Source organism: Microcoleus sp. AT9b-C3 (assembly GCF_036705485.1).
Lineage (GTDB): Bacteria > Cyanobacteriota > Cyanobacteriia > Cyanobacteriales > Microcoleaceae > Microcoleus.
Genome location: NZ_JAUBUR010000015.1, coordinates 96573 through 120840 on the forward strand (window position 1 = coordinate 96573; position 24268 = coordinate 120840).

21 protein-coding genes are annotated in these 24268 nt (G+C 45.7%); 10 read left to right on the top strand and 11 right to left on the bottom strand.

What is annotated here, in order from left to right; all coding sequences use genetic code 11:
• Window positions 1–64 precede the first annotated feature (64 nt).
• On the top strand, window positions 65–637 hold the full coding sequence (locus tag QUB77_RS15625; protein ID WP_333174419.1) for a Uma2 family endonuclease: 573 nt from the start codon (window positions 65–67) through the stop codon (window positions 635–637).
• A 42-nt stretch (window positions 638–679) separates the two neighbouring features.
• Here the strand turns inward: QUB77_RS15625 and QUB77_RS15630 are convergent, their stop codons facing one another.
• From QUB77_RS15630 to QUB77_RS15645, 4 genes are all read right to left on the bottom strand, one after another.
• A complete protein-coding gene (locus tag QUB77_RS15630) occupies window positions 680–1015 on the bottom strand; it encodes a XisI protein (RefSeq protein WP_333174418.1) in 336 nt (111 codons plus the stop codon).
• Window positions 1003–1416 carry an element excision factor XisH family protein gene (locus QUB77_RS15635; RefSeq protein WP_333174415.1) on the bottom strand — a complete coding sequence of 138 codons (414 nt, stop codon included), beginning with the start codon at window positions 1414–1416 and terminating at the stop codon, window positions 1003–1005. Before QUB77_RS15635 ends, QUB77_RS15630 begins: the two co-directional genes overlap by 13 nt.
• A 164-nt stretch (window positions 1417–1580) precedes the next feature.
• Complete coding sequence (locus tag QUB77_RS15640; protein ID WP_333174412.1) at window positions 1581–2903, bottom strand: branched-chain amino acid ABC transporter permease; 1323 nt, start codon at window positions 2901–2903, stop codon at window positions 1581–1583.
• A complete protein-coding gene (locus QUB77_RS15645) occupies window positions 2870–4231 on the bottom strand; it encodes a branched-chain amino acid ABC transporter substrate-binding protein (protein WP_333174409.1) in 1362 nt (453 codons plus the stop codon). The genes QUB77_RS15640 and QUB77_RS15645 overlap by 34 nt, the downstream gene beginning before the upstream one ends.
• 324 nt (window positions 4232–4555) lie before the next feature.
• Between QUB77_RS15645 and QUB77_RS15650 the strand changes: the two genes are divergently transcribed.
• From QUB77_RS15650 to QUB77_RS15660, 3 genes are read left to right on the top strand one after another with little or no spacing between them, the layout of a single operon-like run.
• Window positions 4556–4852 (top strand): DUF1778 domain-containing protein, encoded by a 297-nt coding sequence (locus QUB77_RS15650; RefSeq protein WP_333174407.1) that lies wholly within the window; start codon window positions 4556–4558, stop codon window positions 4850–4852.
• Window positions 4843–5355, top strand: a complete 513-nt coding sequence (locus QUB77_RS15655) for a GNAT family N-acetyltransferase (RefSeq protein WP_333174405.1) — start codon at window positions 4843–4845, stop codon at window positions 5353–5355. The genes QUB77_RS15650 and QUB77_RS15655 overlap by 10 nt, the downstream gene beginning before the upstream one ends.
• Window positions 5356–5394: 39 nt before the next feature.
• A complete protein-coding gene (locus QUB77_RS15660) occupies window positions 5395–5790 on the top strand; it encodes a nucleotidyltransferase family protein (protein ID WP_333174402.1) in 396 nt (131 codons plus the stop codon).
• Window positions 5791–5873: 83 nt separating this feature from the next.
• Here QUB77_RS15660 and QUB77_RS15665 read toward each other — a convergent pair whose 3' ends face one another.
• The 5 genes from QUB77_RS15665 to QUB77_RS15685 form a co-directional block, all read right to left on the bottom strand.
• Window positions 5874–6362 carry a hypothetical protein gene (locus tag QUB77_RS15665; protein ID WP_333174399.1) on the bottom strand — a complete coding sequence of 163 codons (489 nt, stop codon included), beginning with the start codon at window positions 6360–6362 and terminating at the stop codon, window positions 5874–5876.
• 129 nt (window positions 6363–6491) lie between these two features.
• The gene (locus tag QUB77_RS15670; RefSeq protein ID WP_333174397.1) at window positions 6492–7481 is read right to left on the bottom strand and encodes an AAA family ATPase; all 990 of its coding nucleotides are present in this window, start codon (window positions 7479–7481) and stop codon (window positions 6492–6494) included.
• Window positions 7478–8149 carry a nicotinamide riboside transporter PnuC gene (pnuC, locus tag QUB77_RS15675; RefSeq protein WP_333174395.1) on the bottom strand — a complete coding sequence of 224 codons (672 nt, stop codon included), beginning with the start codon at window positions 8147–8149 and terminating at the stop codon, window positions 7478–7480. Before pnuC ends, QUB77_RS15670 begins: the two co-directional genes overlap by 4 nt.
• 21 nt (window positions 8150–8170) lie before the next feature.
• Window positions 8171–9622, bottom strand: coding sequence for an NAD(P)/FAD-dependent oxidoreductase (locus QUB77_RS15680; protein WP_333174393.1), 1452 nt, complete (start codon window positions 9620–9622; stop codon window positions 8171–8173).
• A gap of 128 nt (window positions 9623–9750) precedes the next feature.
• Window positions 9751–10782 (bottom strand): glycosyltransferase family 2 protein, encoded by a 1032-nt coding sequence (locus QUB77_RS15685; RefSeq protein ID WP_333174390.1) that lies wholly within the window; start codon window positions 10780–10782, stop codon window positions 9751–9753.
• Window positions 10783–11383: 601 nt separating this feature from the next.
• Here QUB77_RS15685 and QUB77_RS15690 point away from each other — a divergent pair.
• Window positions 11384–11710 (top strand): glycosyltransferase family A protein, encoded by a 327-nt coding sequence (locus QUB77_RS15690; RefSeq protein WP_333174388.1) that lies wholly within the window; start codon window positions 11384–11386, stop codon window positions 11708–11710.
• Window positions 11711–12052: 342 nt separating this feature from the next.
• Entirely contained in the window at window positions 12053–12484 is a 432-nt protein-coding gene (locus QUB77_RS15695; RefSeq protein ID WP_333174386.1) for a hypothetical protein, read from the top strand.
• Window positions 12485–12707: 223 nt separating this feature from the next.
• Here the strand turns inward: QUB77_RS15695 and QUB77_RS15700 are convergent, their stop codons facing one another.
• Window positions 12708–13247 carry a Dps family protein gene (locus tag QUB77_RS15700; protein ID WP_333162953.1) on the bottom strand — a complete coding sequence of 180 codons (540 nt, stop codon included), beginning with the start codon at window positions 13245–13247 and terminating at the stop codon, window positions 12708–12710.
• 938 nt (window positions 13248–14185) lie between these two features.
• On the opposite strand from QUB77_RS15700, the gene hetZ reads away from it, so the two are divergent.
• The 3 genes from hetZ (at window position 14186) to QUB77_RS15715 (ending at window position 19143) form a co-directional block, all read left to right on the top strand.
• Window positions 14186–15367, top strand: a complete 1182-nt coding sequence (gene hetZ, locus QUB77_RS15705; RefSeq protein ID WP_333174384.1) for a heterocyst differentiation protein HetZ — start codon at window positions 14186–14188, stop codon at window positions 15365–15367.
• Window positions 15360–16430 (top strand): hypothetical protein, encoded by a 1071-nt coding sequence (locus QUB77_RS15710; RefSeq protein WP_333174381.1) that lies wholly within the window; start codon window positions 15360–15362, stop codon window positions 16428–16430. Before hetZ ends, QUB77_RS15710 begins: the two co-directional genes overlap by 8 nt.
• A 349-nt stretch (window positions 16431–16779) precedes the next feature.
• Window positions 16780–19143: a transglutaminaseTgpA domain-containing protein gene (locus QUB77_RS15715; protein WP_333174378.1), complete on the top strand. Its 2364-nt coding sequence runs from the start codon at window positions 16780–16782 to the stop codon at window positions 19141–19143.
• A 1326-nt stretch (window positions 19144–20469) separates the two neighbouring features.
• Here the strand turns inward: QUB77_RS15715 and QUB77_RS15720 are convergent.
• The gene (locus QUB77_RS15720; protein ID WP_333174375.1) at window positions 20470–21252 is read right to left on the bottom strand and encodes a calcium-binding protein; all 783 of its coding nucleotides are present in this window, start codon (window positions 21250–21252) and stop codon (window positions 20470–20472) included.
• Window positions 21253–21737: 485 nt separating this feature from the next.
• On the opposite strand from QUB77_RS15720, the gene QUB77_RS15725 reads away from it, so the two are divergent.
• Window positions 21738–24119 carry a GAF domain-containing protein gene (locus QUB77_RS15725; RefSeq protein WP_333323269.1) on the top strand — a complete coding sequence of 794 codons (2382 nt, stop codon included), beginning with the start codon at window positions 21738–21740 and terminating at the stop codon, window positions 24117–24119.
• The last annotated feature ends 149 nt before the right edge of the window (window positions 24120–24268 follow it).

Sequence of the window (24268 nt, forward strand, 5' to 3'; positions counted from 1 at the left end):
TCAACTGTCAACTGCTATATACTGGAACTGTTACCGGAACACACTTCAAACGGGCGATCGCTATATGGTACAAGCACCTCAAAAAACTATCACCCTCGACGAGTTTTTGCAACTCCCAGAAACCAAACCCGCTAGCGAATACATCAAAGGTACAATTTTACAAAAACCTATACCGCAAGGAAAACACAGCACAATTCAGGGAGAACTCATCACGAGGGTTAATGCAGCGGGCAAACCTCAGCGGATTGCTTGGGCATTTCCAGAACTTCGCTGCACCTTTGGCGGACGTTCTATTGTCCCCGATGTCGCGATTTTTGTTTGGAATCGCATTCCCCTAGACGCTGACGGCGAAATTGCCAATACATTTAATGCTCACCCAGACTGGACAATAGAAATTTTGTCCCCAGCCCAAAGCCAAACCAAAGTCACAAACAATATTTTGCACTGTTTGAACGCCGGTTGCCAGATGGGTTGGTTGCTCGATCCCGATGAAAAAAACATTTTAGCCTATCCCGCAAGGCAGCAACCGATTTCCTTGCAAGAACCAACAGATATACTTCCGATGCCCAAATTTATGCCGGAAATGCAGTTGACTTTAGGCGAAGTTTTTGGCTGGCTCAAACCAGGGAATATTTAATTTGATAGCGACGGTTAACTCGATATTTTGCAGGCGGCTTTTTCAGGCGATCGCGAATCCGGTATGCTTGCGTACTTCCGGCGAATGAAAGGCTAAAACAATGCTATTTTCAGGAACCCCGCCTTCCACTAATTCATCAGTAATGCCGTCTTCAATACCGTCATATTGAATCCAGATTTTGCCGTTGCGGATTTCAACGTGAACGAGGCAGTAGTGAACGCGCCTTTTGCCTTCCCAACCTTCTTTCATCAATAAAAAATGGTTGCGGTCTTGGCTGACAATCACTGTGCTATTAATGTCACCATATCTGTACTTCATGCTGGCATAGTACGACAGGATTTTATATATCAAGTCCCGGTATTCGTCTAGTTTATCCATCTGGTAATAACCTCCCGAACAGGATCGAAAACTAAAATTTTTATTTCTCCATCGGCTAGAACTACTTGCACGATTTCTTCATTAAAGAAGCTCACATAAATTTCTTCAGTAATTGCTAGGTATAGCGTTCGGTCTGGATCTATTCTCGATATAATTTTTAAGTATAGAATGTATTGCCCGAGCGCATTTTCCCAATCTTTTACTAGAGATTTGCCTACAAAACTTTTGATTTCAACAGCAATTATTTCTCCTTCACGTTCTGCTGCTAGCAGCTTTGTGGCTCCCAGATCCACAAACACACTGCGCGAACCAAATTGCAAAGTCAGAGGATCGTCTGTAATTGTCCACCCGTCTTTTTCTAAGGCAGTCCTTACATTATTATGATAAATGTCTTTTGCCATTTTTTCAATTTTTCTCTATCACACCCACTTGCCACACCTTCTGTGCCTGGTTCTTGAAAAAGCTTCTAACATTTTGACATGAGAACGCTCCGCGCGCCTCATCTTAAACCCGGTTTATCATAGAAATCGGGTTTAAGAGCGCAAGTGCCAAACCTACTGCACTTTCAAACCTTCTCCTGAACATTCTCACCCAACAAACCCCCAGGCCGAAAAGCCAAAATCACCACCAAAACCCCAAACACCCAAGCATTAGTCCAGCGGCTCGACAAATACTGATCGCTCAAAGACGAAAGCAAACCAATCAAAACTCCTCCTAACATCGCCCCGACAATATTGCCAATCCCCCCCAAAACCGCCGCCGTAAAAGCCCTCAAACCCGCCGTAAACCCCATTGTAAACACAATAGTATTGTTGTACAGACCAACCAGAATCCCAGCCGAACCTGCCAAAGCTCCCCCAATCAAAAAAGTCAGAGCAATAATCTGATCCACATTAATCCCCATAATTTTAGCAGCATCGCGGCTTTGAGCCGTTGCCCGCATCGCCTTTCCCAGACGAGTGTATTGCACAAACACATGAAGCAAAACCATCAATACCACCGCCACCACCAACACTATTAAATCTTTGGTAGTAAATACAATACTCGTTTGAATTCCCAAAAATTTGAGAATATCAACTCGCGGCAACAAATCGGGAAAGCTTTTCGGCGCCGCCGAATTAGAACCCATCACCGGAATGAAAGCTTTCAATCCTCCCCAAAATAACCCCATATTTTGAAAAATAAAAGAAACTCCAATCGCTGAAATTAAAGGAGCCAAACGGGGAGCATTTCGCAAAGGCCGATAAGCGTACTTTTCCACAACAATATTGAGGCCCGCACAAAACACCGAACATACAATTAAAGCAACTAACATCACCGGTATAGCAATACCTAAAGGTGCGCCATCTTGAATCCCAAAAGCCCCGAACACGGTTAGGGAAGCAAAAGCGCCCAACATATACAAATCGCCGTGAGCAAAATTGATTAACTCAATAATGCCATAAACCATAGTGTAACCCAAAGCAATAATTGCAATTAGCGCACCGTTGACAAGACCAACTAATAATTGTTGGATAAAAACTTCAGGATTGCTGACTATTTCTCCAACGATTTTTGGCAAATCAAATCCTGCGATCGGGCCTAATAGCAAAACTATATAAACTACACCTACATATAAGAGAATACTTTTCCAGTTCTTCATGTTTTTGAGTAATTGGGAATTGGGAATTGGGAATTGGGAATTGGAAATTGGAAATTGGGAATCGAGAATCGGGCATGGGACATTGGAGGGAGAAGGAAAAAAGCATAATTTTTTATTATCCTTTCTGCCTTCTTCCTTCTTCCCGATATCCGTTACATCCGTTACATCCGTTATAAAATCCGTTGCCGAACTTCCTTCTTCCTTCTGATTAATTATTCCGTCTTGAGCGCATTCACGAACTCCCACTTACCACCTTTAACAACATTTCCTGACATTGTAGTCAAGCTCGTGTCGCCGTTGGTGTCAAAACTCCAAGTGCCGAGTACCCCGTTAAAATCTTTAGTTGCCAAGACAGCTTCGCGGATAGCAGCGCGGTCATTTTTGCAAACTTTATTAATTGCGCCGATCGCAACTTTAGCAGCTTCATAGGCGTATGCTGCATAAGCTTCCGGTTCAGCATTATATTTTGCCTTGTAACTTTCGTACCACTTCGCACCCACACCAGTCAATTCTTGAGGAGGCAAGCCGCCAAAAGTAGCATAAACTCCTTCGGCATCTTTGCCTCCGGCATCGATTAAAGCTTGATCTTTAATGCCGTCCGGGCCCATGAACTTAACTGCATCGGCCGCCATCCCGACATTTCTCATGTCTTTAATTATTTGTCCCGCGTTGCTCTGAGTAGTGCCGCCGAAGTAAATCAGGTCTGGATTTAAAGCTTTGATCTTATTCATTAACGCCTTGTAGTCGCTAGCTTTAATATCAATTCCCTCTCTTCCGAGGACTTGAATTCCCAACTTTTTAGAAGTTGCTTCAAAAACATCAGCGATGCCTTTGCCGTAGAGTTCTTGGTCGTCGAGAATGTATACTTTTTGCACGCCTAAAGATTTTGCCCAGTTGCCAGCTACAGCTCCTTGAAGGTCGTCAGCGGGGACAACGCGGGTGAAATTGCGAGTGCCTGAGGGATAATAAACGTTGGGTTCTTTGGCTTCGCCTTTTCCTGGTTTAGTCAGTCCCGGATAAGTGTTGGCCGGACTGATCATGACGATGTTAGCTTGGTTGAGCACGGGAATGGAAAGTTTGGCTGCACCGGAGTTATAGTGACCGATGGCGGCAACTACCGAACCGTCAGCAACGGCTTTGTTCGAGTTGGAGGTTACTTGGCCCGGGTCCCATTTGCCGGCGGCGGCGGTGGCATCGTCGAGCACTTCGTATTCGATTTTGATTTTTCCGTCGCAAGCTTTGGAGTCGGTTTCGGCAAGTGCTTGTTTGATGCCGTTGACCATTGTTTGAGATTGACCCAAGGCGCTGCCTGTCATCGGGAGCATGGAGACAATTTTGACAGTATTTGGGTCTCCGGGGCTGCTGACTGCGACGGGAGTAGCTGCGGGACTGGTTCCGGGGCTGCCTCCGGGAGTTGTGGCGGTGGGTGCTTGAGGATTTTGACAACTAGCGCACAGAGAGGCTATTCCGGCGGCAAAAAGTAATTTCCGCAATTCTCCGACGCCGAGATTCTTTGTTGAGTTGATTTTTGGGGATGTGGCACTTTTGCCCCCTGACTTCTGGGAAAAGTTCATAGGTTGGTTTGTTTGTTGCTTGCGTCTTAGCATATTTTCACTGTTTTAAGTATGTAGTCAAGAGTTAGCACAAGTTTAAAAAATTTGTGTCAACTATCAACAACACACCTACAAAGGCAACATCAGGACTGGGGCCAGAACTCCTGTCTCAGGGGCGGCGGGGGCTGCCCGTACAATGCGTTAGTTCACGATTCCATCGCGGTTTACTAGATCCGCGATCGCAGATTTTAGTAAATGTGTTGACATTGTGTATACAAGAAATTAGCATATAAATATGCTGCTACTAGCTCTAATTACTAATGTGTCTAGCCAGAGGTAACTGTTATGCACCCGCCAGAATCTGAAAGGTCAGTCAGCCAGACCCGCGATGTGACAATCAACATTCGAGCTAAGCCGAATCAACGCGCTCTCATCGATCGCGCGGCCCAATTACAGGGAAAGAGCCGATCGGAATTCATGCTTGAATCAGCTTACCAAAAAGCTCAAGATGTGATTCTAGACCGCTGTTTTTTTGGGTTAGATGAAATTAAATTTAAGCAATTTTTGGCGCTGCTGGATGCACCGCCGACGCCAAATCCGAAGCTAAACGCATTACTAAAAACAAAATCTCCGTGGGATTAGATCGAGATTTAGAACAACTGTGTCCGCCTGAAAAACTGAACTCGTTACATCAAATAGAGACCTTTGATTCAGGCAACAGTCAGTTAGATGAATGGCTCAAGCGTCGCGCTCTGAAAAATGAGTTAGAGGGGGCTTCACGGACTTATGTTTTGTGCGATCGCCAAGCAGTCATTGCGTACTATTGTCTTGTAAATGGAGCAATAGCACAAACTGCTGCAACGGGTAAAGTCTGGCGCAATATGCCCGATCCGATTCCTGTTATGGTTATTGGACGGCTTGCAGTCGATCGCAACTGGCAAGGCTGCGGCATCGGACGCGCTTTGCTGCGGGATGCAATTCTTCGCACTTTGCAAGCTGCTGAGATTGCAGGAATACGCGCAATTCTCGTACACGCTATCTCCGAAGATGCGAAGGAGTTTTACCAGAAGTGCGGCTTTACTGTTTCGCCGATCGATCCGATGACACTTTTGGTGAAAGTTAGCGATGCCATTGCTTCACTTTAGCTCAGACGTTAGTTGCTCTCGTTGGAGGTTTCCTCGCGCATGATTGAGTTGCAATCAGGTGTAGAATATGTGGTGAGCGATCGCCTAAAAGTTTCTTTAGATGCGATCGCACAATTTTGCCAGCGCTGGAACATTGTCGAGTTTGCCCTGTTTGGCTCGGTGCTGCGGGATGATTTTCGCCCTGATAGTGATGTGGATGTATTAGTTACTTACGAGCCATCGCACCGCCTCACGCTGTCTCATTTATTGGGTATGCAAGAGGAAATAGAGCATTTATTTAACCGTTGTGTGGATTTGGTTGAAAAGAATCGGTTAGAAAATCCCTATCGGCGATCGAACATTTTGAAAACGCATCGAGTGATTTATGCAAGCGGGATATCATGCCCGGTCAAATTCCTCCGCTTAGCGCTTGAGGGCGATCGATCCGGTTTGTAGTGAGGACTTTAGTCCGCAGGATCGAAGGACTAAAGTCCTCACTACAAACTAATCTTAATCGATATCATTCAATCGGACATCAACTACGGTAGCTGACCTAATTTTTGAGTAAGAATCGCTACAGCCACTTCGTAATCCTTTCCGAGGAGGTAAGCGAAATGATAATAGCTGGCCAGATAGAAATCGCAACCAAACTTCTGATAGCGATCGCATATCGCCAGAAATCCATAACGGGCATCGCTGGGCTTTGTGAACCAATCACGATGGTAAGAGTCTTGAAGAAACAGGGTGAGTGTCTGTTGGTCAGCACTCGGAATCAATCGAATGGGATGGATGCTGGCATGGTGCGATCGCGGCACTGGCAGCAGCAGGTTATACTCTTCAACTGTGAGAAAATCTGCCAGACTATCTTCGGCGATCTCAAAGTAGGATTCCTCCGGTAACTTGAGAAAATGGTGCCACGCCATCCAAAATTCGTGTTTGCTGTCAAATCCTGGATCGATATCTAATCGCCACTGTTGATCCTGACATAAATCATCGAGAACATCTTGGGGCAAATCCGTGAGTTTCATAAATCGTTTCCCTGCACTCCTTTTAACCGCCTAGTTCGACTATTCTAATAGATATCTACAGAAGCAAGAGATATTTCAAAAGAGCGATCGCCCGCAAATAAAAGGTGCGCGCTCGCACTCCACTTATTCCTAATTCTCTAGCTCGTTTAACGGTTTAAAAACCAACACTGAATCGATCGCCCCAATTGCCTCCGACATTCGCCACTCGTGCCTTCCTCCCACAGTAATATACGGCTTTCCTTTCTGCTGAAGAACCTCAACAAACTGTTGGTGCATAGTCATTCGTAAATGTTCGCTTTCTCGCGTTCCATTCTGAACAAACCCGAAATCCGGCTGAGTCAAAATATACAAATCGTAGCGGCGGCTGTCTGCAATTTGCTCGAGTGTCGGGTGTTCCGAACCAAGGTAACGTTTGTGCCAAATACAAGTAGCTAAAGAATCTGTATCGCAGATAACGACTTTGTTAGCGCGAGTAGCAATATCGTCTTCTATAGCCGCTTGTTTCTTGGCAATTTCTACAAATTCATAGCTGTCCCAAATTTCAGGATCGGGCGAATATTGCCTGCCTTCCCAGTAACACCTGCCGTATTCGGGAACCCAAACAGTTTGGTAGTGCTGTGCGAGCGATCGCGCTAGGGTAGTTGTGCCGCTCGATTCTACACCCAGCACGCAGACTCGTTTGGCAAAGTAAGCTTTGGCTGGGGGAGTCAGCATTTGCCAGTGTTCGGCTAGGTGCGATCGCAATTGCGTTCCAGAAATCGGGAATTTGAGCCGTTCGCGATCGACTGCACAGTGTTGAGATCCCATCAGTTTTGCCCAAGGTTCGCCGTAATCTTCTGAAGTAAAAGCGATATCGGGTTTTCGCCCGGAAAGCACCTCAAGAGTCCTCTGAGCCCAAGGTTCGGGGGCTTCCGGCAAATCGTCGATCACTTCGATAACTTCTGCGTCGGGATGCAAAAACCGAATCCAGTCGGCTCTAACGGTTCCTGCAACTGCTTGATTTGTTTTGTAACAGGCGAGAACGATTAAACGGTCAACCTTTTTTTTAGCTTCTCGAATTAAGTAGTCGTGTCCTTTGTGGAAGGGGTAAAATTTGCCTACAGTAACACCGAGTATCATAAAGATTGCTGCTGTTTTAACTTTTGTTCCGAGTAAATCCGCTGAAAATTTTGCAGCCCGTAAATTGCCATCAACCAAAATATTGCGTACAAAATACTCGTCAGATATAGCCCGCGCGAGGCATACAAGGGAACGTAAATCGTGTCTGCAACAATCCACAAATACCAGCTTTCGAGATAGCGTTCCATCAAGTACAACTGGGCGATCGCGCTTAATATGGTGGTCAGGGCGTCCCACAATGGTGCTGCACCGCCCAAAGATACTAATACTGTTCGCAAGCCAAATACGCCAACTGTAACTAAGACTGCGGTGAGGATGAGCCAGCGTTGGTCCATGCGACATACAGGTTTTTCTGTGCTGTTTTGGCCGCCGCGCAGCCAAATATAAATTGCTTGCAAGCTCGTGATTAAATAGAAGAATTGAATCGCAACTTCGCCGTAAAGTTTAACTTTATAAAACACCGCAGCGTAGGCGATAACTCCGATTAAGCCGATCCACCAGCCTAGGGGATTGTTTTTAGCAAGCAGCCAAACGCTCCAAGCAGAAGCGATCGCAGCTATCGCTTCGATTAAGTCGAGTTGGATAGGGACAAACCACTGCACTGAAAGCAGGAGCACGAAAATGCTTGCTGCGAAGCCGATTAAGTTTGGGAGGTTCGCTTTTTTCATGGCAATCCCTATCTCGGCTGGCTATATGGACTGCGAAATCAAATCCGAATCCTTCTTTTCTTTTGAGCGATCGACACTAAAATCTTCATAGTACGATCGCTCAGTATTCACATCCCACAAATCGTGCTTTTCGCCGAGAATATTTCTCACCGCCAGCATTCCCGTCAGCATAGAATGGTCTTGGTTGTTGTATCGGTGCATACCGTTTCGCCCGATAGTCTGCAAATTCTCAAATCCCTTCAAAAAACCTTCAAGTACCTGCAAGTGTCCTCGATATTCCCCATCATAAACTGGATAAGCTTTAAGTTGCCGTATGACAACTCCATCTTCCACATCAGCAGTTGTTGCTAACCCCAAACCAACCAACTCGCGAGTTGCTAATTCGATAAGTTCAGCGTCCGACATTTCCCAAATCTCGTCGCCTACGCTACAGAAATATTCCATTCCTAAACAACTTTTGCTGACATCAGGAACTAAAGCGGCGCTCCAATTCTTAAAGTTTTGAATGCGTCCAACTTTGACTTCGGGGGAGTGAATGTAAATCCAGTTGTCAGGAAACAAATCCTTGCGATTGACAATCAGTGATACAATCAAAAAATCTCGATATTTGAGCGATCGCGCGGCGTGCAACACCTCTTCGGGCGGCTGCGGTTTCATTCTTGCTACCAGCGCCGATATCGGCATACTCGTAATGAAATTATCGGCAGAATATTGAACTACTTCTCCGTTTTGCTCTGCAGTAATACTTTTAATCGTATTACCTTCACGCTCAAAGCTAATTACTTTAGTATCCAGATAAACTTTGCCGTCTTTATTCTCCACAGCTTCCGCGAACTTTTCCCACATCATCCCCGGTCCCAAAGCCGGATAATCAAACTCTTTGATTAATGTTTTAGTGTCGTTGCTGCCAAACAAAGCATTAATAATTGCAGTCGTCAGCGACAATCCTTTAATCCGCTGCGCCGCCCAATCTGCTTGAATTTCCGAACAAGGAATGCCCCAAACTTTTTCAGTGTAAGTTTTAAAAAATGTTTTATACAAGCGTTCGCCAAAACGATTGATCACCCATTGTTCAAAAGTTTTTTCTTCCCGAAGTGGCCAAATTCTCACTTTCAGATAACTCAAAATAATCAGCGTACTCTCAATTATCCCCAAATTAAAGAGAGTATTGAAGGCACTGATCGGATAGTTAAAAAATTTACCTCGATAAAAAATTCGCGACAATCGTGGCACTTTAATAAACTCATTTCCCAGTACCTCTTGCCACAACTGCTGCACGGCTTCAACTTTAGTATAAAAGCGGTGGCCGCCAATGTCGAAACGATAGCCTTTGTAGGTTTCGGTGCGAGCTATTCCCCCAACTTTATCACCTTTTTCTAGTACAACAGGGATAATGCCTTGTTTGACGAGCTCGTAGGCAGCAGTCAAGCCCGCAGGGCCTGCACCGACGATCGCAACAGGATAATGTTTCACTCAGCCTACCTCCAGCTTTTTGATCCAAACTATACAGTTATTTATAACTTGTCACAGTGATATATGCACCCGTGAATACCCTGAGACACTATCGAGCGACCTGATGTTAAAGGACGATTTGCCTTAATTTATGGAGCGGATACTGGCAAGCTAACTTTGCCAGTCACAGGCTTTTTTTGGTATAAGTAGCGACCAGTGCCGATCGCGAATGCCAGTCCGCTGTAAAAGTAGAAAAGCCAGTGCCAAGGAATTGTTCTCAGGGCAAATAAGATACCGTGTTTACGGTAAAAAAATCGGTAAAGCGGTGCATTAATTGCTACCAGTGGTATGGCCAGCAAACCAGCCAGTAGCAGAAAGCTTAGCGACCAGCAGGTTCCCAAAATTGCCAGCAGCACTGCATAAGTTAAGATCACGCTGATGCGGTTTGAAACTTGCAAGTTAAGGTCGTTATTCAATTTGCGATCGCGCCAAATCAGTTCTGTCCAAGGCAGTGCTCGGTAGAAAAAGTCAGCTTTCACCATACCCATAGGTTTCCACCGCTTTAAATGCTTTACCTGCAATGTTTTGCACAGCCGAATGTTATAACCTGATTGTTTCAAACGGTAGCCGAACTCAATATCTTCGATCGAAGCTTGGCGGTAACTCTCATTAAAGCCGCCCATTTGCAAAAAAATTTCCCTGCGAATCACTCCGCAAGCCCCCCAAAAAGTCGAAGCTTCTTCGTTAGCTGTTTGGTGCACGTAGTGGTGCAGCAAGTTCCTGTACTGCGAGAGAAAATCAGGATCTCCAGGATCATCGTCGTAAGAGCCAATCAAAGCAGCTAAGTAGGGATTATTTTTGAACACCGATATCGCATACCCGACAGCTTCTGGACCAACAGCGACATCAGCATCCACAAAAAACAAAATATCTCCCTTTGCAGCTTGGGCACCTAAATTCCTTGCCCGCGCTGGCCCCCCGCATTCGGGAATCCTGATGACTTTGGCGCCGAATTCCTTGGCCAGACGCCAGGAACCATCGCTTTCGCCATCTGCTACTACAATAATCTCGATCGGTTTGGGCACAGCTTGAGCCAGTTTTGACAAACAGGTGCGGAAGTAAGCGCCCCCGTTGTGGACTGGGATAATGATGGATACAGTGGGGTCGGCGGTAGAAATCATTACCTAAATTATTTAAATTGCAGGAACCAAAGTTTGCTTGAATTTTATTGGTGCTACTTTACGAAGGGTAAAATTAGCTCTACTTTTTTATTTATAACTCGATTTCTGTTTATCTTCAACTAGATTTTTTGCGGTCATTCTCGATTGGATTTTTCCCCCTGATACCTGTATTCTAAGCCCTAGCTTGCTGAGAGTGACCGGATTCAGACAACAGCTTTACAAAATCTTTAAATATATGATTGTTTGTGTAAATTTGCGAAAAAGCCCCACCAGCATTTTGGTGTGGCTGTATTGCAATGCACAAGACTTTGATTGTATAAGTAGGCACACCGTATAAAATAAAACATCGTTTATACGGAAACCCGGAACTCTCAGCACTTGGGCGGTACAATTGCTTTTACAGACCTCATCCGCGAGTGACTCCTGCACCAAGTCTCGATCGCTACTGCGGAGTCAATGCACATTTTATGACTTTTGGCAATATATTTTAAATATACCTCTTAAAATTTCCGCCGCTGTACGATCGAGGTTTGGTAATTTGCTAACATACCCTTAGCTAGCTCCCAACCTAAACTTTAACCTAAACCATTTTTTATATTACATGAACACCTCCCAAAACACTTTAAATCAGCCATTAGTTTCAGCCATCATGCCAGCTTTCAAAGCTGACAATTTTATTGCTAAAACCGGACATTATTTCTTATCTCAAACTTATCAAAACATAGAAGTTTTAGTAGTTGATGACTGCTCTACAGATACAACAGCCGAAATAGTCCAATATTTTGCTAAAAAAGATAGCCGAGTCAGCTTATTCCACCAATCAAATGCCGGCGTCGCCATCGCTGGCAACCTAGTAATTGAAAAATCAAAAGGCGAATATATTACTCCCATCGATGCCGACGATATTTGGTATACCCAAAACCTATAAAAACCAGTGAAATTCCTGATTTACTCAGCACCATCTGTCGGAGTTATCTATTCCTGGTCACTTGATATAAATGAAAAAGACTTCCTCACAGGTGGATGTTATAAATCCACCATCGAACGAGAAGTTTACACAGCATTAGTTTATAAATATTTTATAGGCAATGCCAGCTCATCTCTAATCCGCCGCGTTTGTTTGGTAAAAGTCGGCGGTTACAACGGCAAACTTAAACTAGAAAACGCTTAAGGCTGCGAAGACTGGGAACTTCACCTCCGCATAGCCGAACATTATCAATTTAAAGTCGTACCAGAATACTTAGTTGGCTATCGGCAGATTGCCAGCAGTATGTCTAGCAACTATGCAGCAATGGCAAAATCTCACTCTTTAATTATGGCAGATGTCCGGCGGCAACATCCTGAAATTACCAGCAGCATTGATCGCTGGTCTAGCAGCAATTTTTACATTTACTTAGCTGTCAAAAGCAACCGCAGCGCCAATCACCGGAGTACATTATCTTGGCTGTATCGAGCTTTCAAAGAAGATTTATTTATGGCGCTTTTGCGCCACAATTTGTATCTGCTGTTAATAGAAAGTATATTAAAAATAATATTTCCAGCGCCAACTGAATCAGGGTTAGAGTTAAAACAAGCATCAGAATCGAGTGAAGGGACGACACTTGCTAGGATTGAGACGCGGACGAAGGCTCACAGAATGTTGCCATCGCAGATATACGAAAGAATGCGATTCAACAGTTTAGGAAATCTAAAATCTAAATAAACCCAACATCGAAAAACCCGGTTTTTTGAATAAACCGGGCTTTTTAGGAAGCTAGAGGGCGTTTAATTCTGCCTGGTTGCTCGCTCAAGAATCAGGAAAGAGGGTTAAATAAAAAAATCTCAATTTTCCATGCTTCCTTCTTCCGACAGACATCGGACTGACATCCGTTACATCCGTTACAAAATCCGTTGCCGAACTTCCTTCTTCCTTCTACTTAATCTCTCTAAGCGTGAGAAGCTGTAGCCGTTTGAGCTTTTGGGTGCTGACCGTCTGGCGCAAGGGATTCCCCTTCAATAAACGAGCGCAACATCCAAGCCATTTGCTCGTGCTGTTCCATCAAACCCGTCAAAAAGTCTGCGGTTCCATCATCCTTAAACTCTTCACCGCACTGTTCAACGTGTTTGCGGAGATTGCGAATAATCAGTTCGTGGTCATCAACTAAACGCGCTACCATTTCCGTAGCCAAAGGCAAATCACCGATATGTTCTTGAATCGAGCCATACTTCAGAAAACCCTCAGCAGTACCAATTGGATAGCCACCTAAAGTTCTCACCCGTTCGGCCATAGCATCGATATTTAATGTTAACGCCTGATAGTGTTCTTCCCACAACTGGTGGAGCGATCTAAACTGTGGGCCAACTACATCCCAGTGATACTTTTTGGTTTTGATTAACAGCAGATAAGCATCTGCCAGGTCGTGATTCAATAGTTCGATAACGCCTGCACGTTGCTCGTCAGATAGACCTATGTTTAACTTACGCATTGAAAATTGTTCCTTCTACTCTAACTTTACTATTAGAACAAATTTCGCCAGCCAGTTACATCAACCCAGAGGACGATCGAAGACGATCGAACTTTAGTAAAATATCTGCATTTCAGGTGAAAGTAATCGCAATATTGATACCCTTAGATAGATGCAATGAAACTTATTGTTCCAGAACCCCTTGGTTTGGCGAGCACACCGATTGGGCGGCAGGTGAGCCCCCGCTCAATCCGGCTATAAAAAGGCTGCACTCTGATTGTTAGTAAAAATAAAGGAATTTATGCCGAAGTTAACGAACATCACACACACTTAATTGTGCGATCGGGTTTAAATGACGGCATAAGGGACTTGCAATTAAATATAACCCTATTTATCCCAGAAGGCTAGGAAACAGATTTTCGGACATGAGCGCTTCTGATCTGTGTGATTGGGATGCTACAAATGATATTGAGTCAAACCGTTAGATAGACGTTCAAGGATGCTGCGAAGAAACAGACGGGCCGCCCCGTCGAGACTTTATGGCAAAAGTGGCTGAAGACCCGGATCAAATACAGCCGTGAAACCCTTGGCCCCATCTAGTAGACCGAAAGAGAGAACCTGTTTTCTCGCTTCACCTTCAGCAAGACTTGCGCTGCTGTGACCACCACAGCACTAAGTCGGTATCAACGGCAGTGTAACGTTTTCGGCTCACATGAAGGCTTTGTCAAACCCGACACTCTGATGACGCATCGTTGCAGTGGTAACTGTTTAAACCTGGTTCTTAACGGATGGCGCCTCCAGGACAGATAAAAAAAGCCGTCCTCTGTGTTTGCGCGAAGGAGGAGAAAGAGGGCATTGCAGTTTGTCCTATCTGGGGAATACGGGGTAAAGTAGCGGTAGGAAAGATTTATCCATACTTTTACTAACTGTGGTACTTTCATTGTTAGCTGTAAACCATCATGCGGGAAATCTGCCAGAGCGTGGAAACCATATTTCAACTGCTGTTAGACGAACTCAAAAAGTCCACTCGCGCGTCTGAGCAAAACTGCCAAGATGTAGCAGGGCGACTCGCAGCAGAAGTCAACAGGATATGCACTGAAAGCCAGCGGATTCAAGCCTCTGGAGATATAGAAGGTTCAGCCCAGAGCCTCGCTCAGCACCGCTTGCAACAATGCCTCCACTATTACAATTTAGGCTCCGGGCCCGGGCGAGTAGAATTGCACAGTACCCTCAGCGCGATCGTCTATCGCTACATCACCCCTCCGCAGGTGCAGTCTAGCTATCAGGCGCGAGTAGAACTGATCAAAGATTTTTTGCAAGGATTTTATCTCGAAGCTTTAAAGGCATTCCGGCGCGAAACCCAACTACCACTCACCTACAGTCCCCGCACTCGCTTAGAACTAGCAGAGTACATGGCCTTTGTAGAGCGCTTCGGCAAGCGGCGCATTCCTTTACCTCGGAACCGCAGCCAGCAACTAATTATTTTACGGGCCCAAACCTTTTCCCAGCAGCAGCCCAAAGAAACCTCCGTAGATATGGAACAAGCCGCCGACGGAGGGGCTTCAGATTCCGACCAAACCTGGAACGATACCTCGGTGCACTCAGTGCGGGAAGCGATGGCCGGACAGGGTTCGGCGGCAATTCGTCCCCTCGGCGACGAGTCAGAATCTCTGCGGCAAAACGTGATTGAAGAATTAGTAGCTTACTTGAAAGAGCGCAACCAACAAGACTGCGCCGATTACTTCGTGCTGCGCTTGCAAGACTTGCCGACTAATGAAATAGAGTCGCTTCTGGGCATAACTCCCCGCCAAAGAGATTATTTGCAGCAGCGCTTCAAGTACCATTTGCTCAGGTTCGCCATGTCGCACCGCTGGGAACTCGTTCACCAGTGGCTGGAAGCAGACTTAGATCGAAATCTGGGTTTGCTGCCTTCTCAGTGGCAGGCTTTTGGCGAGCAAATTGGCCCAGAAGGACAGCGTTTGCTAAAGTTGAAACAACAAGGTCTGTCAGAGTCAGCGATCGCGCAAAGCCTCGGCAGCACGGTAGCCCAGGTACAGAAACGGTGGTTTAAATTGCTCGAACTTGCCTGGGAATTGCGAAATCGTTCAGATTCCGGAGAAGGGGCATCTAGTGATGAATAACGAAACGAACAGGGATGCAGAGGCTTTCGATCGCCATTTTTTAGACTGGATATTGCAAGCGCCGATCGCGAATGCCTCTAACGAAGATGAGGAAAACCTCAATCCATCCCCTCGCTCAGAAGAGTGGGGCGACACAGAAGAGAATTCCGGGGTGGAATACTGGGAATGGGACGAACCAGACCCGCTGGACTATCAAGTGGGGGCGCACAGCAATGCACCCGCACAACCGCAGACAATTGGAGAAATACCGACCGTGCAAGACCGTTTTCAGACCTTGTTAAAAGAAAGGCTTAGAGCCGAAATTGAATCCAACCCGCCGCTGTTCCCCTGGGAAACAGAATTCAAAAGCTACGACCACGATTACCCAGACGATGTAGCCCCGCAATGGGTTCCCCCCCTACACCTCTGGACTCCCCAACTACAAAATATCAGGTGGGGCCGCCTGCCAATTCCGATCGCCCAAAAGGTTTTTGCTCAACTGCTAGAACCTTGTCAGGAACTGGTAATGTCGTCGCTGCGGGAAGGCTCAAAGTTAGTGCGCGCTGTAGATGGCTTATTTCCGGGCCAGTCTCAGGAACTCAACGAATTAGCTAGTTTAGTGCTCCGAGGTTCTTTGCGGGGACTTCTAGATTTAGAAGATTTCCCGAATTACGAAGCAGCGAGTACCGATCAACAAATGGTGCTGTCGCTGTTGGCAGCCAGGGAAATCCTTGATTCTCTAACTTTGGATTGTCCTGTAAATCAGCCGCCGGTTTCGCGGGAGTGGCTGACTGGTTTGGGTTCGCTGACTCTGGAGGCTCAATACCTGTCGAACCGCAACAGAGAACAACCAATGCCGTGTTTAAGAGTTGACTGCCAATTTCCGGGGGCAGGAAGTTTGGAACTCAAGGGAGGAGATGCCGAAGCAACTGCACATCGTCCGAATTCCGGGCATTTAAGTGTGGAGCTGTTTGACCCACAACCGAACAAGAGTTATGCTCTAGAAGTTCGATTCCAAAACTTCGAAACCAGACCTTTGATGTTTGCTATTCGTCCAATTTGGGCAGGACAAGATAGCAACTAGAAAGGTGTAATTAGAGTAAATAATTTAGGTTTTTACTCGCTGGTTTGACCTCACACACAAACAAATGCAATTCCCAGACTTCGGTCGTGGAAAGCCAAAAAAATTAGATATTAGTTCAAGCCCCCAGATTCATCTGTGAAGTTAATCTGTGGATTCAATCTAAAATCTAATGACAGAGAAATGAGATTTAGATATTAGTTAAAACCCAGATTTATCTGTGGATTCAATCTAAGATCTAAAATCGTTTGAGAGGGAAATTAAGATTTAGAGATTAGGTAAAACCCAGATTTATCTGTGGATTCAATCTAAAATCTAAAATCTAAAATCTAAAATAGTTGGATGGGTGCACATGACAACTGATAACCTGCGAAATATACCTGTTTTGGGTAAGCTGTGGGAGCAGATTGAGGCCATGCCTCCGCCGGTGATTGAGGATTCTTTACTGCTGCGAATCCTAGTTCAGTTGTTGGTAATTGTGGGAATTGTAGCTACTGACGTTGCTGCTGAAGAAGCCCAGAACCTGTGGGCTGTGCCTGTTAGTATTGTGGGAGCAACTTGGAGTTGGTATCGCCGCCGCGATCGCAATGTAGCTGCTAAGTTCTGCATAGCTATTGGAATGCTGGTGGCGCTGTTCGCTTTTTTTAGCCGCTTGGTGGGAGAATTGAATGATACGCGGTTAGTTTTGGCGCAACTGTTAATCCAACTTCAAGTGCTGCACAGTTTCGATTTGCCTCGCCGCAAGGATTTAGGCTACTCGATGGTAATCGGGCTAATTTTGTTAGGGGTAGCAGCGACTCTCAGCCAAACCTTGACTTTTGGGCCGCTGTTGTTGGTGTTTTTGGCTTTAGCGCTTCCGACTTTAGTTTTGGATTATCGATCGCGCTTGGGGTTGTCAAAGGTAGAAGATAGAAAGCATTCGGTAGAAGGTAAAGAGAAAAAAAATAACTGGTCGCTATTTGCTGCTACTTTATCCCCAAAGTATTTTGGTTGGCTGCTGCTGATAACTGTCGGGTTGGGGCTGACTATTTTTGCGTTTTTGCCACGCCTCCCTGGCTATCAGTTGCGGACTTTTCCGGTGAGTGCTCCTATTGAATATCAGGGGGAGTTTGACCAGCGCAGCATTCTGAATCCGGGGTATGTTAGAGGGGGAAATGAAAAAGGGACTGGCGGAGGAAGGGGGAGAAACCCAGACTCTGGGCCAGGAGAGGTGGACTCTACTTTTTATTACGGTTTCAACCAGCGAATTAATCAAAATTTGCGGGGGGAAATGAAACCTCAAGTGGTGATGCGGGTGCGATCGCAGGCTGCGGGTTTTTGGCGGGTGTTGGGATTCGACAAATACACCGGTCAGGGTTGGGAAATTTCTCGCAACGAACAAGCTCAAAAGTTGACTCGACCTCGCTGGTCTTATCAATTTTATCTGAATCCGTTTCCCAATGCCCCTCGGACTCAAGAGGTGATTCAAAGTTATACTATTGTTGCTCCATTGCCGAATTTGATTCCGGCTTTAAACAAGCCGAAGGAGCTTTATTTTCCGAGTCCAGAGGCGGCGATTGATGCGGAGGGGGGTTTGCGAGCGCCTGCGGAATTGGGAGAGGGTGTGACTTATACAGTTATTTCTAATGTGCCTTTTCGCGATCGAGCTTTGTTAGGAAAAACTGGTACTAATTATCCGAAAAATATTCGCAACTTCTATTTGGATGTGCCGCCGAAAATTGCCCAGAAGGTGCGAGAAAAAACAGAAGAAATATTGGCGGCAAGAACTAGAGTAGCTCAGTCGGACAGACCGATCGATTCTCCCTACGAAAAAGCTTTGTACTTAGCTCAATATTTGAAGCAAAACCCTAATTATAAAATAGAAAAAGCTTTGCCTTACTTAGAGGAAGGTGAAGATTTAGTGGAGGGTTTTCTGTTTGGTTACAAAAATACCCAGGATGGCAAAAAAGTTACAGGTGGATATCCAGACCACTTTTCGACGGTACTGACAATTATGCTCAGATCGATCGGGATTCCGGCGCGAATGGTGGGCGGTTTCGATACGGGGGAATTTAACCCGTTTACTGGTTACTATGTTGTGAAAAATACCGATGCTTTCTTGATGACGGAGGTATATTTTCCCAATCACGGCTGGTTTGCTTTTAATCCGATTCCCGGTTATCCGCTGATTCCGGCTTCGGTGGAAGACAACCAGACTTTTAGTGCGCTGGAATCGTTTTGGAAGTGGGTCGCGGGTTGGCTACCGACTCCTCTCAGAAGCGGGCTGGATTCAGTTATAGGTTTTGTAATTGGCTGGATAACTTTGATTGTGGGCTGGTTTCTGGGACAGTTTGCTAAGGGTTGGGTGGGGTTATTTACTGGTTTGATTGCTGCGATCGCCTTTGGCTTTATTGGCTGGTTAATTTGGCAACTGTGGCGCAAGTGGCGCCACCGCCGCTGGTTGGCGAAGTTGCCGCCCGTGGAGGGGGTTTATCAGGAAATGCTGAAGGATTTGGCGAGTAGGGGATTTGCCAAGCAGAAAGCTCAAACGCCTTTGGAGTATGCTGAGGCAATGCGCGGCAATCATGCAACTGATGAAGCTGAGGTGATTGATGAAGTTTCGCAAGCTTACGTGCGGTGGAAGTATGGTGGCGAAGCGGGTAATTTGAAGCAGTTGCGGCAGTTGGTGGAAAATTTGAGGCGATCGCACTTGAAGAAACTCAAAAAGTTAAGATAAAAATCGGCGATCGAAAGAGACTGTTGGCGAATGTCTGATGGGTTTGACCCATCAGACATTCGCCGTCCTAAATAGGCAGAATGAGGGTGTAATCCGACACCATATTTCAGCACTTTCCGATGCTATGAGGTACAGTAGCAGCAATGAGTGAACCAATGTCTTAAAGGGTTCCGATTCATCAAATTAAGGGCAACTGCTATGAGCGTGTCAATCATCTCTGGGGTCTTGGGAGAAAACATTCGCAAAGAAGATTTAAGCTGCGACCACCATATTTTAATAGGATTAAAATCAGGAGACTAAGGGGATAAACAAATAACCCTTGCACCTACGGTTTCAATCATTGAATTGATTCAGGTTACTTTATGGGCGGGTAAATTATCCATTACTACTACCGCACAAGAGCCACAACTGACGGCCTAAAAACTTCTCAATAAATACAGAAAATACTGCACCGTCCATTAAGTCATTCAGGGTCATTAATGCCAGCACTTTCTTAAGACTAATTGCGCCACTAGCTGTGACGAACGCTCCTCGATAACATGGTTTGATTCCTCCTATTCTTCTCCCCAAAAGAGAATAGGCATGACTGCTAGCCAAACGAGCGCATCATCCCTGTTTCGTCTAAAAATACGCTTGTTTTGGGTTTCGATATTTCGGATTTTTTCCCAATACTCACTTCTTAGTTTTTGTACTCTTTCTGTTCCGGCTTAGCTACTGTACCATGTTTTTTTTCGAGTGAGTCCTAATTTTTGTTTGGGGCGACACAGGCCCGTCCGACTCACCCATTTTCCAGTCTTCTGCCCCCATAATTCACACAATTCGCTCAAAGTAGCATCGGGATGATTAGCTAAAGCATTCTCTCACTTCCGTTTCTGCATCAGTTAAATAACTAAATCGGGGTTTTCCCCTCTGTTTGGGGAGTAAATTTTCCTCAGTTTGTTGTGGCTTGACCCGTTTTTGAACTAGACTTTTAGTAGCGCCAAACCGGGCAGCTACTTTTCTCGCTTGACATCTTCTGGGCCAAGTGCGCTGTCACTATTTTTGAGCGGAGGTCTAAAAAATAGGATTTTATGAGCTTTAGCTATCAGGTGCTTTTCACTTAATTGAACCTCATAAAATCGGAAAGTGCTGTATATACTTTCCCCGATTTTTAATTTCTACTTTTAGATGAGGCTAAAAAAATCTCTAAAGGCATAAATGTTTTAAGATCAATGCTGCAAAGTACGGGGGCGTATAGATAGATTGCCCCCTATCTGTAGGGACACGGCAGTGCCGTGTCCCCTACCCGGAACTCGCTCTATAGCCCGTCTAATTCCCTACACATAACTAAGCTAAAAACTGGAATTGAGAACCGTTAACTGCCAATGCAAACGGACTCGCTTGTTCAAATGCACCAGTAAGTTCAAAGCTGTCGGTGTTTAAAACTATCCCCACAATCTGTCCGGTAATTAGGTTTTCAATTACCATGTCGTTGATAATTCCGTCGTTATCGTAAGCAATCAAATTGTCGTCTTCAAAGAAAAGGTTTACTTCTGCGAAACCGTCCGTCAAACCGATGCGATCGCCCTCGTCAAAGTTAAAATCGGTAACGACATCTGCTCCATTTATACCAAATGCTTCATCGTTGCCTCTGAGCACAAATATATCAGCACCGAGGCCTCCCGTAAGCACGTCAACTCCCCGATCGCCTGCTAAGAAATCGTTGCCCTCATTGCCCTCTAAATCGTCGTCTCCTTGCCCTCCCCGCAGGATATCGTTCCCGAACCCTCCGAAGATCAGGTCATTTCCGGCGTCGCCCCTAACTACGTCGTTGCCATCATTTCCATCCAGGCGATCGTCCTCTTTCCCGCCGTAAATGATGTCATTTCCGCCGCCACCACCGATAATATCATTGCCATTATTTCCTAACAGACGTTCGTTGGAATCCGATGAACCTCCTATAGTATCGTTGCCATCAAGTCCCCAAACTCCCCAGGGAAAAGACGACAAATTTCCATTCCCTACGTTAATATCATCGGGTGTAGCGAATCCCAAAAGACGTGGCCCCCCGCCAGCAAATACAGGAAATCCCGTCACATCGGCAATGAGATTGTTAACCGTTAAAGCCATAACTATGTCCTTTCAAAAATCCTGTTAGCTGTATTATATATGTTAATTCTGGCCTTGCCAAATAGCAAGTAATATTGGAATTTTTGTCGCACGTTTATTTGCTAAGTTAGTGACAAGCAACCTGCTTGCCAATTGGTAATTACCAATTGGTAATTACCAGGGCTGTGCTTCATTCAACCCAAACCTGCTATAGATCTCGCCTCTGAGTCAAATAGCATTAGTTGCTGACACTATCCGCTACTGTGTACCGCTTATAATGGGTGTTACCCCCCAGGCGGTAACACGTTAATATCACCTATAACGTCGAGACTGAGAGGTTGTTTGTGAATAAAAGTAAAAGTCCCTGGGCCCATCGTCCGAGAAAAAACCCAGTTTCCGATACCCATACACAAACTTTACAAACAGGATCTAAGCTCTTTACAAAGCCATAATCGCCGATCGCTGACATTTTTTGGCAAAATCCACTGCTTTCAGGTGTTTTACTCATGTCTACTCCTAAATCGTCTTCCCATCAAAACAACAACTCCGTAAAATCGACAGCGACAGATATCGTCCCAACAAAGCAAGACAGTAACAATCTGCCCAGCGAACCAAGTATAGAACAGCTACTGGAAGCTTTGGCGGGCAAAGTACCCAGTCAATCTGCTGAAATTGAACCCTTGAAAACGTGGAAACAAGATTTACAGCAACTGTTTCAATTTCTCGGCGACCGCCGTGTTTTAATCGCAGTAATGCAACCAGGAAGTTTTGCCCTGCGGTACGCTAACGCAGCATTTTGCCGCTTAGCCGGTTGGGAGGAAACGTCCTTGGCAACTCAATCTACCAACGGTTTGTTTGCAGAAACCGACATCACTCTGCTGGAACTGTTCGAGGATTGGGGTGGCAAAACAGCAGAACAATTGTACCGCCGCCACCTTTTGCACTGGGTATTTAAGCAATATTATCAAATTGACATCGACGGTTTGCGGGTGCTAGACGAACCTGTCACGGCGAGTGTAAAAAACCCCAAACACCGACAACCCAGATTTATTAAATTTTGGCTGGGTTCGGAACAGTTAAAAATTACTCGAATTGACTCAAAAATAGATGAATTTGCGGATGTGTCTTTAAGATTAATGCCTGTAGCGGAACGGGAAGCTTGGCTGATGCAGCCGAATCAACTGGAGAATTTAGCCGATCGATTGCAGTTGGATAATTACCGCGTAGAAGGGTTGCTGCTGCTAGAAGGTTTTGATGTCACCGTGCAGGAGCAAATTCGGCGGCTGACTCAGTTATTAATCGATCAAGATTCAATGCTGCGGCCAGACAAATTTGAGAAAATCGATCGGTGTTTGCGATCGCTTTTCAATGCTGACGGCACTTTGCTGCTGCGCCCCGACGGCGAACAAGTACAGCTATTAGTTGCAAAAGACGGCCAACATTTGCAGCCGATTCTTTATTCAATGCACTCCCTAGAAGCTTCTCACTTTTTGAAGGCCACAGCAGCAAATCAAGTTTGGAACGTGCCAGACTTGCGTAGGGAGTGCGAAACCGAGTGCGATCGAACTTTGCGGAGAATGGGAACTCGATCGATGCTGCTGGTGCCCCTGGTAGTCAAATCCGTCACCCGTGAGGGGTGCGGGGTGCGGATTTTGGGAGTTGTGGGGCTGTTGTGCGATCGGCCAAACCACTTCAACGGCATTGACACTCAACACGCCCAAGAACTCATTCCCGCCTTCATTGCAGCCCTGCGGCAAGCCATCCAAGAACGGTTTACCCACATTCACAACATCCACCCCGCAGTCGAATGGCGGTTCGCCCAAGAAGCAGAAAGGCGAAGTTGGGGACTACCTGCAGAAACAATCGTATTTGCTGATGTTCATCCGCTGTACGGAATTTCGGACATTCGCGGTTCTAGCGACGAAAGAAACCGAGCCATTCAAACTGATTTGCTCGAACAATTCCGCTTAGGTTTAGTCATAACTGATGCCGTTTGCGAAACACAAACTACCCACCTCGGCGAGCAACTGCGGCTCGACTTGCTCGACTACATCCAGCATTTAAAACAAAAAGTAACAGTCGATATGGAGGTGCGAGCCGCCGAGTATTTAAACGAGCATTTAGAAGTATATTTTGACTATTTTGTGCAGTGCGGGCCCAAGGTTCAGGCAGCCGTTAAAGCTTACCAAGCAGCCTGTGAAAATGAACACAACTGCGTTTACAGCGATCGCAACCGCTACGACCAAATGCTGAACCTAATCAGCACCAAACTCCAAGAAACCTGGGCCCGCTGGCAAGAACAAATGCAGCAAATTCTCCCCCACTACTGCGACATCGAATGCACCGACGGCATCGATCACATGATTTATGTAGGAAAATCGATCGACCCCAAATTCAGCGAGTTTCATCTGCACAGTTTGCGCTACGAACAACTGCGAGCTATTTGCGATTGCGGTCGCACCGTTTTTCGCCTGCAAGCCGAGTCTCAAATTAACATGGAACTCGCACATTTAGTATTAGTGCAGAATACCACGATCGACATTTTTCACAACGAAAATACCGAAAAAATGTTTGATGTCAAAGGCACTCGCGACATTCGCTACGAACTTGTCAAAAAGCGGATCGAAAAAGCCGTTGACAAAGACGCACAAGAGCGAATTACCCAGTCGGGAATGTTGACAGTTGTTTATTCCACCGAGGAGGAGTGGGAAGAGTATCAGCAATACTTGCGCTACTTGTCTCGCGAAGGTTGGGTAGAGCCAAAAGTTCAGACTGGCATGGTAGAATCACAACAAGGAGTTAGCGGTTTAAAATTCGCCCGCGTGCGTATTTTGCCTGAACCGGAATCTATTTCTACTATCTGTGAAGTTACGGTAGTCAGCGATTGAGAAGCCGTTCTATTGCCTGTTTGATGCCGAGTGCGATCGCTCCTATCCCCTGCTGTTTGAGGCCGAGTGCGATCGCTCCCATCCCCCTGAAAAACGCTGCAGCGAAAGCATTCGAGACTCACACACAAGACCAATATTACATTTATGAT